11 protein-coding genes and 1 tRNA gene are annotated in these 13,481 nt (G+C 68.4%); 6 read left to right on the top strand and 6 right to left on the bottom strand.

Features of this window, described 5'->3' with window-relative positions; all coding sequences use genetic code 11:
- Positions 1-88: 88 nt before the first annotated feature.
- From G6N37_RS23570 to G6N37_RS23560, 3 genes are read left to right on the top strand one after another with little or no spacing between them, the layout of a single operon-like run.
- Entirely contained in the window at positions 89-796 is a 708-nt protein-coding gene (locus G6N37_RS23570) for a response regulator transcription factor (protein ID WP_306460839.1), read from the top strand.
- Positions 793-2,121 carry an ATP-binding protein gene (locus G6N37_RS26505; protein WP_163683784.1) on the top strand — a complete coding sequence of 443 codons (1,329 nt, stop codon included), beginning with the start codon at positions 793-795 and terminating at the stop codon, positions 2,119-2,121. The genes G6N37_RS23570 and G6N37_RS26505 overlap by 4 nt, the downstream gene beginning before the upstream one ends.
- Positions 2,122-2,168: 47 nt before the next feature.
- A complete protein-coding gene (locus tag G6N37_RS23560) occupies positions 2,169-3,182 on the top strand; it encodes a cation diffusion facilitator family transporter (protein WP_163683783.1) in 1,014 nt (337 codons plus the stop codon).
- Between the two features lie 25 nt (positions 3,183-3,207).
- Here G6N37_RS23560 and G6N37_RS23555 read toward each other — a convergent pair whose 3' ends face one another.
- The 5 genes from G6N37_RS23555 to G6N37_RS23535 form a co-directional block, all read right to left on the bottom strand.
- On the bottom strand, positions 3,208-4,284 hold the full coding sequence (locus tag G6N37_RS23555) for a PDR/VanB family oxidoreductase (protein WP_197745716.1): 1,077 nt from the start codon (positions 4,282-4,284) through the stop codon (positions 3,208-3,210).
- A 10-nt stretch (positions 4,285-4,294) separates the two neighbouring features.
- Positions 4,295-5,206 carry an alpha/beta fold hydrolase gene (locus G6N37_RS23550; protein ID WP_174813976.1) on the bottom strand — a complete coding sequence of 304 codons (912 nt, stop codon included), beginning with the start codon at positions 5,204-5,206 and terminating at the stop codon, positions 4,295-4,297.
- A gap of 19 nt (positions 5,207-5,225) precedes the next feature.
- Positions 5,226-6,134, bottom strand: a complete 909-nt coding sequence (locus G6N37_RS23545) for a metal-dependent hydrolase (protein WP_163683782.1) — start codon at positions 6,132-6,134, stop codon at positions 5,226-5,228.
- Positions 6,135-6,164: 30 nt separating this feature from the next.
- Entirely contained in the window at positions 6,165-9,404 is a 3,240-nt protein-coding gene (locus G6N37_RS23540) for a thioester reductase domain-containing protein (RefSeq protein ID WP_163683781.1), read from the bottom strand.
- 458 nt (positions 9,405-9,862) lie between these two features.
- Entirely contained in the window at positions 9,863-10,849 is a 987-nt protein-coding gene (locus G6N37_RS23535; RefSeq protein WP_163683780.1) for a diacylglycerol kinase family protein, read from the bottom strand.
- Between the two features lie 91 nt (positions 10,850-10,940).
- On the opposite strand from G6N37_RS23535, the gene G6N37_RS23530 reads away from it, so the two are divergent.
- Positions 10,941-11,828: an oxidoreductase gene (locus tag G6N37_RS23530; RefSeq protein ID WP_163683779.1), complete on the top strand. Its 888-nt coding sequence runs from the start codon at positions 10,941-10,943 to the stop codon at positions 11,826-11,828.
- Between the two features lie 18 nt (positions 11,829-11,846).
- Positions 11,847-12,776 (top strand): DMT family transporter, encoded by a 930-nt coding sequence (locus G6N37_RS23525; RefSeq protein ID WP_163683778.1) that lies wholly within the window; start codon positions 11,847-11,849, stop codon positions 12,774-12,776.
- 18 nt (positions 12,777-12,794) lie between these two features.
- Here G6N37_RS23525 and G6N37_RS23520 read toward each other — a convergent pair.
- Positions 12,795-12,878, bottom strand: a tRNA-Tyr gene (locus G6N37_RS23520).
- A gap of 69 nt (positions 12,879-12,947) precedes the next feature.
- Between G6N37_RS23520 and G6N37_RS23515 the strand changes: the two genes are divergently transcribed.
- Entirely contained in the window at positions 12,948-13,439 is a 492-nt protein-coding gene (locus tag G6N37_RS23515; protein WP_163683777.1) for a YajQ family cyclic di-GMP-binding protein, read from the top strand.
- Positions 13,440-13,481 lie beyond the last annotated feature (42 nt).

The raw sequence follows: 13,481 nt of genomic DNA, 5'->3' as shown, positions 1-13,481 counted from the left end.
TTCATCAACGCCAACTACACCTGCTTTACCTCAACTAGAGACGATGATGGGTGTGGGCCTGGTGGCACCTCCGAGTGCAGAGAGGGTGGTGGCAACGGTGCGAGTGCTGGTGGTCGAAGACGAGCCCAAGATGGCCGACCTGCTGCGCCGCGGTCTGATCGAAGACGGCTACGCCGTCGACATCGCCGCCGACGGCCCCAGCGGCTACCAGGCCGCGATGGCCTATGACTACGACGCGGTGGTGCTGGATGTGATGCTGCCAGGCATGTCCGGCTTCGATATCTGCCGGAAATGGCGCAATCGGCAGAAGTGGGTACCGGTGCTGATGCTCACCGCCCGCGGGGCGGTCACAGACCGGGTCGCCGGTCTTGACGGCGGCGCCGACGACTACCTCACCAAACCGTTTCACCTCGACGAACTCTTTGCCCGGCTGCGATCACTCATCCGCCGCGGGCCCACGCCACGACCAACGGTATTGACCGCCGGATCGCTGCGTGCCGACCCCGCCAGCCACCGATGCTGGCGCGGCGAAGTTGAGATTTCCTTGACCACCAAGGAATTCGGATTACTGCAGCTGCTGCTGCGTCGGCCCGGCGCGGTACTTAGCCGAGACCTGTTGATGGAGCACTGCTGGGACTTCGCCTACGAATCACGTTCCAATGTCATCGACGTCCACATCCGCGCGCTACGCGACAAGATTGACCGGCCGTTCGGGCTGCGCTCCATCGAAACCGTCCGCGGGATCGGCTACCGAATGCGCACCGACGGCGGTGTGCCCGAGAAAACGGGCAGATGATTCGACGCTGGCCGATTCGGATCAGGCTCACCGCCGCCTTCACCGCCGCGACGGGGCTGGTGCTGTTGGTCGTGGCGACCCTCACCGTTGCCCACACCAAAGAATCGCTCGACGCGGCGATCACCGAGTCCCTGTCCACTCAGCTGGCCAACCTCCGCCCGATCGCAGCGGATGACGATCCGTTGCTGGCCGGAGGCGATCCCGACACCGCACAGCAGATCGTCGCCCCCGGGGGCCACGTGCTCGCCGCGACCTCCAATCTGGGCGGGCAGACCGCGCTGTCACCCTCCCAGTTGGGGACCGCCCAGCGAGGGAAACTGGTAACCGATCAGCCGCGGCTCGGCAACCTGCAGGGACCGGTGCGGCTGGCCGCGGGCCCGGCGGCCGGTGGACGCGTCGTCGTCGCGGCCCAAAGCCTGGCCGACCGGGACGCCGCGGTCGCGGATCTGCGCAACGAGCTCGCCGTCAGTTTCCCGCTCCTTCTGTTGGCCACCGCCGTCGGCGCCTACCTGCTGGCAGCGGCCGCCCTTCGACCGGTCGAACGCATGCGCGTCCGTGCCGCAGGCATCAGCGCGACCGACGCGGACGCCCGACTGCCCGTCCCGCCGGCCCGTGATGAGATCCGAGACCTGGGAACGACTTTCAATGAGCTCCTGCAGCGGCTGCAGGTCGCCTTGGAGCGGGAACGTCAATTCGTCACCGATGCGGGCCACGAACTGCGCACCCCGCTGAGCCTGCTGACGACCGAACTCGAACTCGCACTACGGCGCCCACGAAGCAATCCCGAATTGGTCGCCGCAATGCACTCGGCCCTGCACGAAACCACTCGGCTGTCCCGATTGGCGCGCGACCTGCTCGCGGTCGCAGACACCGGCAGACGGGCCGACCCGCCGACCATTGACCTCGGTGGGAGCCTGGCCGGCATCGGCGAGCGATACCGCCACAGCCTAGGCGCCCAGCTTGAGATTGACTGCCCCGCAGGCCAACATGTCCGCGTCCAGCCAGACGACCTGGACCGGATCGTCGGCAACCTCATCGACAACGCCGCCCAGCACGGAGCCCCGCCGATCACCGTCCGCGCCCAGGCGACCGCCGACGGCGTCGAGATCCACGTCGGCGACCACGGTCCGGGATTTCCGCCCGATTTCCTCCCCCACGCTTTCAACCGATTCACCCGCGCAGACAACGCGCGGACCGCCGGCGGCACCGGCCTCGGATTGGCCATCGTCGACGCCCTCACGCGGCGCAACCATGGCACGGTCACCGCCGAGAATCACGCGGAAGGCGGTGCCGAGATCACCGTCAGGTTGTCGGGCGCGAGCTGAGTGATTTATTATCTGCGTATGCATGCAGGTAAGCTGCCAGTGCCCGGATGAGCACCCCCGGCGGGCACGACCACGACCACCACCATGGGCCCGGCCACGACCATGCCCACGGACTTCGCGGCATCGTGACGCAACTGTTCGTGCCGCACAGCCACGACGCCGCCGACAGCGTCGACACCGCCCTGGAATCCAGCGCCATCGGCATCCGGGCGGTCAAGGTCAGCCTGTTCGGCCTGGCCGCCACCGCCGCCATACAGGTGGTGATCGCCGTCATCTCCGGGTCGATCGCGCTGGCCGCCGACACCATCCACAACTTTTCGGACGCGCTCACCGCGGTCCCGCTGTGGATCGCGTTCTCGCTGGGACGGCGCGCGGCAAACCGGCGATACACCTACGGCTATGGGCGCGCCGAAGACATCGCCGGTTTGTTCGTCATCGGCATGATCGCGCTGTCGGCGATCATCGCCGGCTACGAAGCCGTGCTGCGGCTCATCCACCCCGTCGCCGTCGAGCACGTCGGCTGGGTCGCCGCCGCCGGCGTGATCGGCTTCCTCGGCAACGAGGGCGTCGCAACCTACCGCATCCGGGTCGGCCGCCGAATCGGCTCGGCCGCCCTCATCGCCGACGGCCTACACGCCCGCACCGACGGATTCACCTCGCTGGCAGTGCTTTTCGGGGCGATCGGCGTTGCTCTGGGCTACCCGGTCGCTGACCCGGTCGTGGGCATGATCATCACGGTGGCGATTGTCGCGGTGCTCTTCCGCGCCGTGCGCGAGATCTTCCGCCGGCTGATGGACGCGGTGGACCCCAAGCTCGTCGACACCGCCGAAGCATGCCTTGCCGCCCGGCCCGGCGTCCGCAGCGTGCGAAGCATCCGGATGCGCTGGATCGGGCACCAACTGCACGCCGACGCCGAACTCGACATCGATCCCGGCACCAGCCTCGAGGACGCCCACCGTATCGCCCATGACGCCGAACACGAACTGACGCACGCCGTGCCAAGGCTCAACGGCGCGCTCGTCCACGCCTACCCCGCGCACCACGGCGAACACGGCGTTTAGGCCCGGCCGCTGCCGCTTCTCGTTGCTAGGCGTCGATTACCAGGCGGTCGCCTTGGGCGCGCGAGACGCAGACCAGCATTTCGCCCTCGCCCTCGCCGGCGCGGCCGCGCCGATCGACCTGTCCGGCAAGCACTCTCACCTTGCACGTGCCACAGAAGCCTTGCTGGCACGAGTACGCGGTGGTCGGGTCGCCGTCGAGCATGACGTCAAGCGCCGAGCGGTTCGCCGGCACGCTGAGCACGCGCCGCGAACGGGCGAGTTCCAGCTCGAAGGGGGTGCCGCCGACGACGGGCGGCGGCCCGAACCGTTCGTAGTGCAGCGGAGCGTCGGCGTGTTGATCGCGCGCCGTGCGCACCGCTTCGAGCATGGCGGCCGGGCCGCACACGTAGACGGCCGTCGCCGGCCCGGCGTCGGCGAGCAGTTCCTCGACGGTGGCGATGCGGCCACGCTCGTCATCGGCCCAGACGGTCACCCGCTCGGGCGCCACCGCCAGCACCTCGTCGAGCAGCGGCATGTACTCCCGGCTGCGCCCGGCATACACTGCGCGCCAGTCGATTCCGCGCTGCTGGGCGAGTGAGATCATGGGCAGGATCGGTGTCACGCCGATGCCGCCGATCACGAACAACACCTCTCGCTCGTCGGTGACGAGATAGAACGCGTTGCGGGGGCCTTCGAATTCGACCGTGCTCCCCACGTCGAAGGCGTCGTGCATTTCGATCGAGCCGCCGCCACCGTCGGCGATCCGGCGCACGGCGATGCGGTAGTCGGTACGCCGCCCGGGCGGGCCGCACAGCGAGTACTGGCGGCGACGGCCCGAAGCCAGCCGGATGTCGATGTGCGCACCGGGAGTCCACGTCGGCAGCAATCCGCCTTCCGCGTCGGCGAGCGTCAACGCGACCACGTCGGGAGCGACGAGTTCTCGCCTGGTGACCACTGCGGTGTTGCTCCGTTGCACCGGCACGACCCGCGACGGACTCCACCGCGACGCGGACGCGAAACCGCCGAACAAGGTGCCCACTCCCCACAACGCCGTGTAGAGGCGATCGCGCTTGCGGCGGCCGTACAGGTCAGCCGGTCTGCTACTCCAAATCGCATGTGCCACAGCGAGTGTCCTAGGCCTGTCGAATGTCCGTGCCGGCGACCTGGTTGACCCATTCGGCCGTGAGCTCGGCGATGACCTCGGGATGGGAGGACACCACCCAGTGCCCACCTTCGATGTCGACGACCCTGCCGTTCGGCGGTATCGCACCGGTGAACCGCTGCAGCGGCGGCGAGACGAAATAATCTCTGCGCGCCACCAGCACCTGCACCGGCACGGCCGTCTGCGGCAACTCCCTTCCCGGGGCCAGGAACGGTCCCGGCATGTTGGCGCGATACAGGTTGAGCCCGTTGACGTAGTCGCGGGTCGACCGGGCGGTCGCCGCGCGCGCCCGGCCGGCGCCGCGTGGGCGGCCGATGAGTTCCACCGCGGCGAAGACGGCCACGCTGGCCCGCGACCAGATCGCCAGCTCCGGCACACCGGGGCAGAGGAAGAACCAGATGTAGGACGACGCCAGGGCCTGCTTGAGCACGTCGAACACCCCGCGGGGCGTGCGCGGGGACCGCAGGAACCTGCCCGCGTAATTCAGGTGCGGGCCCGAGATCGACGTGAACGACGCGACCTTGGACATCACCGCGTCGTCGGTGACGGCCGCCCAGGCCTGGATGGAACCCCAGTCGTGGGCCACCAGGTGCACCCGGCCCGCGCCGAGGCTGTCGATCACCGCGCCGATATCCGAAACCAGTTGGGGCAGGCGGTATCCCGAGCGCCTCGCCGGCTTCGACGATGCACCGGTCCCGCGCACGTCGTAGGCCACGACGTTGAAGCGGCCGCTCAGTGCGCCGGCGACGCCGTCCCACACGTGATGGTTGTCGGGGTAGCCGTGAATCGCCAGAACGGTGGGGCGCCGGCGGTCGATGTCCGCGTAGGCGTGTACGGCGAGGGATACGCCGTCGGAGGCGATCACGGTGCTGGAGTGAGTCATCTCTGGCATGTCCGGAATCTCAGTGCGCCGCACGCGCCGCCGGCGAGCGGGCCAGGTAGTCGACCGCGCGGCCCACCCCGCCCAGTTTGGACGGGTGGAAACTCGGCGTGTAGTAGGCGGCGATGACCCGCAGGAACTGGAACGGCCCGGGCACCAGGCCGCGGCGCGCCGCGCTGAAGTAGTCGCGCCAGCGCGGTTTGGTGCCGGGCGGCAAGTGCGGGTCGACCGAGTACATGAACCGCACGCCGCGGACGAACAACCACAGCAGCGCCGGCGTCACCAGCAGCTGGGTGCGCACCTGCCGCCAGTACCCGGCACGCAGATGCTTCATGGTGTCGAACGCGACCGCCTTGTGTTCGACCTCTTCCGCGCCATGCCAGCGCAGCAGGTCCAGCATCACCGGGTCGGTGCCGAAGGCGTCGTGTTGCGGGGTGTCGAGGATCCACTCGCCGAGGATGGCCGTGTAGTGCTCGAGGGCCGCCACCATCGACACCCGCTCGAGCAGCCAGCTCTGCCGTCGCCGCCAACCCCACCCGGGCCGGTCCCCGATGAGCTTGCCGAACAGCCAGGCCATCTGGTCGGTGAAGGGGGTGACGTCGATGCCCTTGGCCGCGAAGTGGTCCAGCACCCCGGAATGGGCCTGGGAGTGCATGGCCTCCTGGCTGATGAACCCCTGCACGTCCAGCCGCAGCTGATCGTCTTTTATCAGCGGCAGCGCGTTCTTGAACGCGTCGACGATGAACTCCTCGCCGGCGGGCAGCAGCAGGTGCAAGACGTTGCAGAAGTGGGTGGTGAAGGGCTCGTTGGGCACGTAGTAGAACGGCAGCTCCGCCCAGTCGAAGTCGACGTCACGCGCCTGCAGGACGATCCGCTCGTGGTCGAGCGAGGCGTCATGCGGCCCCGTCGCCTGGTCGTCGACGGTGAACATGGTGACCCCCTTGCTTGGTTGTCGCGCGGGTCAGGCGCTGCGTTGCTCCTCGGCCTCAGCCTCGGTGATCAGGCGCTCACTGCGCAAGAACCGGACGAGATTGTCGACCGTCTCGGTCAACGCCGGCTCACGCAGGCGGACCGCCGCCAGCTCGCGCGCGCGTCGGTATTGGGAGTTGCCGTAGCGCTTGTCCCGCATCGCCGCGATCTTGTCCGCCGAGCGGGTGAGGAAGTCGACCAGCGGGTAGATCGGGTCCCGGGTCGTGCACCGACGGTTCATCTCGGCCGCGAACGATCCGATGTCGTGATAGTCGAAGCGGTAGCCGTAGCGCTCGGACAGGATCCGGGTGAGGTCGGTCAGGTTGTAGTAGTCGTCGGCCGTCATGTTGAACACCGTGCCCGCGTCGGCCGGTAGGTCCATCAGCGCGACGATGTGGTCGGCGATCAGGTCCGCGGGCAGCAGGCTGAGCTGGTTGAGCGCGTCGGCGGCGACGCCGTGCTCGATCATGAACGCCACGGTGCGCACCAGGATGTCGTCCTGGCTGCCGAAGCCCGCGCCGGTCGGTGCGATCAGCGAGGGCCGGAAGATGCGCACGTCGAGCCCCTGCCGCTGGGCGGCGAAGGTCAGTTGCTCGGCGACCCACTTGGTCTGCGAGTAGCCGAAGTCCAGGGCGTTCATCTCCGGGTTCGCGTCGGACTCCCCGACCACCGGCTTGACGCTCCAGCCGTAGATGAAGGTGCTGGAGACCAGGTGGAAGGTCTTGCGGTGCGCGGTCATGGCCAGGCGCAGCAGCTCGTGCGTCCCGATCACGTTGGCGGGTCGCAGGGCGTCGTAGGTCCGCACGTAGTTGACCAGGGCGCCGTTGTGGACGATGGTGCCGACGCTCTCGGCCAGCCGCCGGAACCCCGCCTCGCCGAGGCCCAGCTGCGGCTCGGCGAGGTCACCGCAGACCACCCGCACCCGCTCGCGGACCTCGGCTTCCAGAGCCGGGGACCACAGCCGGGCCTTGCGCAGCGACGCGACGATCCGGTCCAGCCCGTGGGTCTCGTCCGTGGCGCGCACCAGCGCGTGCACGGTGTGGGACGTCCGGCCGAGCAGGCTGGCCACCAGGAACGGGCCCAGGAACCCGGTCGCCCCCGTCAACAGGATGCCGTCGGGCGCACCCGACCGCGCCGGCGGCAGGGCCGGCAGTGGCAGCTGCGCGTCGGCCCGCATCCGGGCGACCTCGTAGGCCTCGTACTCGGCCGAGATCTGGTCCAGCGCCCGGCGGAGCGCGTCCAGCGGCTGCCCGGACCCCGCACCGAACTGCCCGACGAGCCGGAAGAACTCGGCCACCGTCAGCCGCTGCAGCAGGCGCGTGTTGACCTCCTCGGCCAGGTCCCCGGCGCCGTGCTCTTCCAGGAGGGCCTGCAGGTCGGCGCGCAGCTCGGCGAGCGCCAGCGAGTCGATGCCGAGGTCCGCGAAGGAGCAGTCCTCCTCGCCCGTGAGGTCGTAACTCTCGATGAGGTTGCGGAACCGGTCCAGCGGGCCGTTGGTCGCGTCCGGCCGCTCGTGGGGCTGATGCGTGTAGGTCGACAGCACGGGAAGCTCGCCGTCCAGCCAGAGCTGGCGCGTCGAGGAGCGCCTGATCTTCCCCGACGTGGTCTTGGGAATGCTGTGCGCGGGCACGAACGCGATGGCATGCGGGTCGACGTGGCCGTGCCGGCGGATGGCCCGCGCCAACGCCTTGCCGTCCGGCAGCGCCTGTGCGTCGCGGACCTCGGCCACCACGGTCAGCGCTTCCTGCTCGTCGTGCTCCACCGCGAACGCGGCGACGCAGCCGCCGCGGACCTCGGGCGCCGACCGCTCCACGATGCCCTCGATGTCCGAGGGGTAGCAGTTGACGCCGCGGACGATGATGAGGTCCTTGCTGCGGCCGCAGACGAACAGCTCGCCCTCGTACAGGAAGCCGAGGTCACCGGTCCGCAGGTAGGTGTGCTCGTCGTCGCCGGGGATGCGGGCCGCGAAGGCCTCGGCGGTCAGCTCGGGGCGGTTCCAGTAGCCGCCGCCCTTGGACGGCCCGTCCAGCCAGACCTCGCCGACCCGGCCCTCGCCGAGCGCCCGCCCGGACTCCGGGTCGACGATGCGGACCACGTTGCCGTCGATGGGCTTGCCGCAACTCACCACCGGGGCCTGGTTGCTGTTCTGGGGCTGAGCCTTTTCGACCCGGGCGAGATTCTGCTCCAGCGCGCGCTTGTTGAGGGCCAGGGTCTGGCGCCCGCGCAGCGAGACGATCAGGGTGTTTTCGGCCATGCCGTAGGCGCCGGTGAGCGCGTTGGGGTCAAGGCCGTAGGGGGCAAAGCGCTCCCGGAACCGCGTGAATGTGCTGGCGCGCAGCGGCTCCGCGCCCACGACGATGCTCTCCAGGCAGCTCAGGTCGATCCCGGCCAGCTCGGAGGTGGGCAGCTTGTCCTCGCGCAGGCACAACTCCAGCGCGAAGTTGGGCACCGGCGTGTGGGTGGCGCGCACGTCACTGATCAGCCGCAGCCAGGCCGACGGCCGCTTGAGGAAGTCCAGCGGTGACATCGCGTGCGTGGTCCCCCCGATCAGCAGGATGAACAGGTAGGCGGAGATCAAGCCCATGTCGTGGTGCTGGGGCAGCCAGCTGACCAGGACTTCGCCGCCGGTGAAGGCCGACGCGTTGGCGATGACGTTGGCGTGGGTGACGACCACGCCCTTCGGGTCGCTGGTGGAGCCGGAGGTGTATTGCAGGAACAGCACCGGCCCGGGTGTGTCGGGGACGGGCGCGCCGCCGAACTCCTGCGTGCCATCGGTTCCGAACCACGGCAATTCCGGGGGACGCTGGGCGTCCGGCCAGGGCGACCCGCTGTCGAGGTGGTTGAGCAGCAGGCGGTAGTCGTACTCGAACTGCTTGGTCGACAGCACCGCCTTGGCTTGGCAGTCCCGCGCGATGAAGGCGAGTTTGGCCAGCCCCGACTCGAACGACATCGGCAGCGGGGGGCTGACCGGCACGGCGATCACCCCGATCCGGGCGCACGCGTAGAACGCCGCCACCATCTCCAAACTGGGCGGATAGACCAGCAGCGCGCGATCTCCCCGGCGCAGACCGGCTTCCGTCGTCAGGTATGCGGCCAGCTCACGCGTCCGCTCGGCGAAAGCCTGGTAGGTGTAGTGCTCCTGTTCCCGGCCTTCGTCGTCGACGAACCGGAAGAGAGTCTTGTCCGGCGTCAGCGCTTCCCACTTGTGCAGATGATCGATGAGCGTCTCCATCGCAGGAGCCACCCCCTTCCGGGTCAACTATCAGCCATAAGAAGTTTCGTATCAATTGATAAAGCCCAATGTAACGCCGCTGACCGATACCAGGCAAAGCGTGCGGGGACATTGTTGGGCATTGCACATTCACCACACAGGCAAGGCACATCAACCGCCCCGAATCACGGACGACCCGTCCGCAAATGCGTACATCAGTATCTCCGATTATCACGTCTAGCTCGGCATTTAGTCGCCGCCTGCGGCCCGTAGACCCGTGGATACTGACGTACGGAATTATGCTTATCCTGATTTATCGGCGGAGCCACGGTTCGGTTCTCCGGCCGCATTTCGCATCGACACCGCAAACGACATAAACCGGCCCAAAGCGGGTCGAATCGGTGCTATCCCCATTCGTGCCGGACAGTGATTTCCGGCACCGTTCCCGGCCCGCGGTGCTGATCTACTGACGTACGGAGTCAGCCGGTCCTGGCGACCCGGATGAGCGGGCCGGCGCGGACCACCAGCTTGGTGATGCCGACGAACCGTTCGCCGTCGATGATCGGCGAGAGCGGCTCGCCATCGGCCTCGATGATCATCTCGCGCCCGTTGACGTCGCGCACCCGGCGACCGCGCACCGTCCCGTTGGTGAGCGCCGCGGGAAGCTGCGCGACGATCCTCGAGGGCCTTATCTCGCCGGCCTGGAAGTGCAGCGCGCCCGGGTCTTCGGCCTTGGGGAAAAGCCGGAACGGCCCACCGATCCTCAGGTCGATGGCGCCGGCGTGCAGCAGGCGGTGCGTCCGCGTCGGGAGCTCCTCGCCGTCGATGACGACTCGGGCGGACGTCGGGGCGAACAGCACGGACGCGTAATTGGTGGCCTGCGAGCGGCCGACCTTGGACGCGAGGTAGTCGCGGAACGAACGCCCGATCACCTTCGCGACTTCGCCGCGGCCGTGGTCGGGCTTTCCGTAGTACATGTCGTAGAACCGGTTTCCGACACCCCCGGCGGCCAGCCCGAAGCACAGGCGGTGAAACGCCGCGCCGTCGGCGGTTTCGCCGTCGAGTTGCAAGGTGTCCAGGCGTATCTCGGGCGGGGGCCGGTCGGCCGCCGCGGCCGCCGCCAGCGCGCGGATGACGGCGTCGGGCCGCCCGCGCACCCCCGCCTTGCGGGCGACGGCGTTGACGCTGCCCCCGTTGGTGGGCACGAAGGCCGGCCAGCGTTCCGGGTCGCTCTCGCAGCGCTCCATCTCGTTGATCAACCAGTGCAGCGCGCCGTCTCCCCCGTCGCCGACGAGGTGAGTGACCCGCGAATGGATCTCGTCCAGGGTCTTGGCGAGGTCCTCGGTCGACGCGGTCTCGTGCACCTCGCCCCACGGGCCGACGATGCGGCGCAACTCGGCGACGCGGTCGCCCCGCGCGCGGCGATTCCTGCGCGCGGCCGGATTGACGATGACCCCTAGATACATCCGTGGCGTCCTGGTGAGGTTCCGCTGGCCATCCCACGCACGATACCTGCGGCGTTCCGATGGACCAGATCACCTAGTTAGGGTGGGCTGCATGCCAGGTTGGACCGCCGCGGAGTTGCCTTCGTTCGCCGGACGCACCGTCGTGATCACCGGGGCCAACGCCGGCCTCGGCGAGGTCACCGCGCGCGAATTGGCGCGGGTCGGTGCCCGCGTCGTGCTGGCGGTGCGCAACACGGACAAGGGCAAGGCCGCCGCCGAGCGGATGGCCGGTGATGTCGAGGTGCGCCAGCTCGACCTGCAGGACCTGGACTCCGTGCGGCGCTTCGCCGAGGAGTTGGGCACGGTCGACGTGCTGGTCAACAACGCCGGCATCATGGCGACCAAACACGCGGTGACCGCCGACGGCTTCGAGGGCCAGATCGGCACCAATCACCTCGGCCACTTCGCGTTGACCAACCTGCTGCTGCCCAAGCTCACCGACCGGGTGGTGACGGTGTCGTCGCTGATGCACCACTTCGGCTACATCAGCCTCAAAGACCTGAACTGGCGGTCGCGCCCGTATTCGGCGTGGCTGGCCTACAGCCAATCCAAGCTGGCCAACCTGCTGTTCACCAGCGAACTGCAGCGACGCCTGAATGCCGTCGGCTCCCCACTGCGCGCGCTGGCCGCCCATCCCGGCTGGTCGCACACGAACCTGCAAGGCAACTCCGGACGAAGGCTGGGCGACGCCGCGGTCTTGGCCGTCGACCGCATCGTGTCCACCGACGCCGACTTCGGCGCCCGGCAGACGCTGTACGCGGTGTCACAGGATCTGCCGGGCGACACCTACGTCGGCCCGCGCTTCGGCCTCTACGGCCGCACCCAGCCGACCTGGCGTAACTGGCCCGCCAAGCGGGCGGGCACCGCGACGGCGCTGTGGGACCTTTCCGAGGAGCTCACCGGCACCGCCTTCCCGCTCTCGGCGAGCGGTTTGCCGTGACACGACTAGATTGGTCACATGTCGAGGGCTGATATGGCGGCGATCCTCGCCCTGTGCGCCGCGCTCGCGTCGGCGATCGGGAACGTGGTGCGGCAGCGCTCCGCGCAGGAGGTAACCGACAAACCGGTCGGCCACCTGGCGCTGTTCGGCATGCTGTTGCGCGATAGGCGTTGGTGGATGGGCGGTCTCGGAGACATCGCCAGCTACTGCCTGCTCGCCGCGGCCCTGGACAAGGGCTCCGTGCTGTTGGTGATGTCGCTGCAGGTGACCGCGCTGCTGTTCGCCCTGCCGATCTACGCGCGGATGAGCCGCCACCCCGTCACCCGCGGCGAGTGGATATGGGCGGTGTTGCTGACGGCGGCGTTGGTGGTCGTCATCTCGGTCGGCGCTCCGGTGGGCGGTCAGGAACGCGCGCCGGCCCACGTCTGGCTCGTGGTGGCCCTCGTGATGGCCCCGCCGCTGCTATTGGGACTGCTGGGCGCCCGGATCTGGTCGGACCGTCCGCTGGCCGCGCTGTTGCTCGCGGCGGTCGCCGGATCGTTGCTGGCGGTCTTCGCGGTGCTGATGAAGGGCGTCGTCGACATCCTCGAACACAACCCCGACCAGTTGTGGACAAGACCCGAGCTGTACGGCTGGGTGTTCTGCGGGGCAGCCGGGATGATCTTCCACCAATCCGCTTACCGCGCAGGCGCTTTGACCGCCTCGTTGCCGACGATCATCGCCGCCAAGCCGATCGTGGGTGCGGTCCTGGGCATCACCGTGCTCGGCGAGACACTGGACGCCCACGGCTTTGATTGGGTGGTGCTGACCGTGGCGGCGGTGTTGGTGATCGTCGCGACGGTGGGCCTGGCCCACGGCGAGGCCGCCACCGTGTCGGCGGGCGCCGGGCGCGACATCAGAATCGCCGACGAGCCGAAACCGTCATCGCCACAACGCTTGAGCGGCTGACGCCTGGCGCTCTGACCTTGGTGGCAGGTACAGGATTCGAACCTGTGAAGCTTTCGCGACGGATTTACAGTCCGCTCCCATTGGCCGCTCGGGCAACCTGCCGCCAGACAGGTTACAACGAGGGGGTAGACAAAGCACAAACGGCCATCACCGGATGAAGGGACGGATCGCATGGCGGACTCATCGTTCGACATTGTCAGCAAAGTCGAGCGCCAAGAGGTCGACAACGCACTCAACCAGGCCGCCAAGGAGCTGGCCACCCGCTTCGACTTCCGCGGCACCGACACCATGATCGCGTGGAAGGGCGACGAGGCTATCGAGCTGACATCGTCCACCGAGGAACGCGTCAAGGCCGCCGTCGACGTCTTCAAGGAGAAGCTCATCCGGCGTGACATCTCGATGAAGGCCTTCGACGCCGGCGAACCGCAGGCGTCCGGCAAGACCTACAAGGTCAGCGGCACCCTGAAGCAGGGCATCGACAGTGAGCACGCCAAAAAGATCACCAAGCTGATCCGCGACGAGGGGCCCAAGGGCGTCAAGACGCAGATCCAGGGCGACGAGATCCGCGTCAGCAGCAAAAAGCGCGACGACCTGCAGGCCGTCATCTCGATGCTCAAGCAGGCCGACCTGGACGTGGCGCTGCAGTTCGTCAATTACCGGTAGCCCGCACGTCGAACGCTCGGTGAGAATCGCTGGCCCGGCCAA

Origin of the sequence: Mycobacterium seoulense (assembly GCF_010731595.1) — a bacterium.
Taxonomy (GTDB): Bacteria; Actinomycetota; Actinomycetes; order Mycobacteriales; family Mycobacteriaceae; genus Mycobacterium; species Mycobacterium seoulense.
This window is presented reverse-complemented; position numbering and strand designations above follow the sequence as displayed.

Excerpts from the sequence above, each read along its gene's own strand:
- G6N37_RS26505 (WP_163683784.1), top strand. The coding sequence starts at position 793 with ATGATTCGACGCTGGCCGATTCGGATCAGGCTCACCGCCGCCTTCACC.
- G6N37_RS23560 (WP_163683783.1), top strand. The coding sequence starts at position 2,169 with ATGAGCACCCCCGGCGGGCACGACCACGACCACCACCATGGGCCCGGC.
- G6N37_RS23550 (WP_174813976.1), bottom strand. The coding sequence starts at position 5,206 with ATGACTCACTCCAGCACCGTGATCGCCTCCGACGGCGTATCCCTCGCC.
- G6N37_RS23545 (WP_163683782.1), bottom strand. The coding sequence starts at position 6,134 with ATGTTCACCGTCGACGACCAGGCGACGGGGCCGCATGACGCCTCGCTC.
- G6N37_RS23540 (WP_163683781.1), bottom strand. The coding sequence starts at position 9,404 with ATGGAGACGCTCATCGATCATCTGCACAAGTGGGAAGCGCTGACGCCG.
- G6N37_RS23535 (WP_163683780.1), bottom strand. The coding sequence starts at position 10,849 with ATGTATCTAGGGGTCATCGTCAATCCGGCCGCGCGCAGGAATCGCCGC.
- G6N37_RS23530 (WP_163683779.1), top strand. The coding sequence starts at position 10,941 with ATGCCAGGTTGGACCGCCGCGGAGTTGCCTTCGTTCGCCGGACGCACC.
- G6N37_RS23525 (WP_163683778.1), top strand. The coding sequence starts at position 11,847 with ATGTCGAGGGCTGATATGGCGGCGATCCTCGCCCTGTGCGCCGCGCTC.
- G6N37_RS23515 (WP_163683777.1), top strand. The coding sequence starts at position 12,948 with ATGGCGGACTCATCGTTCGACATTGTCAGCAAAGTCGAGCGCCAAGAG.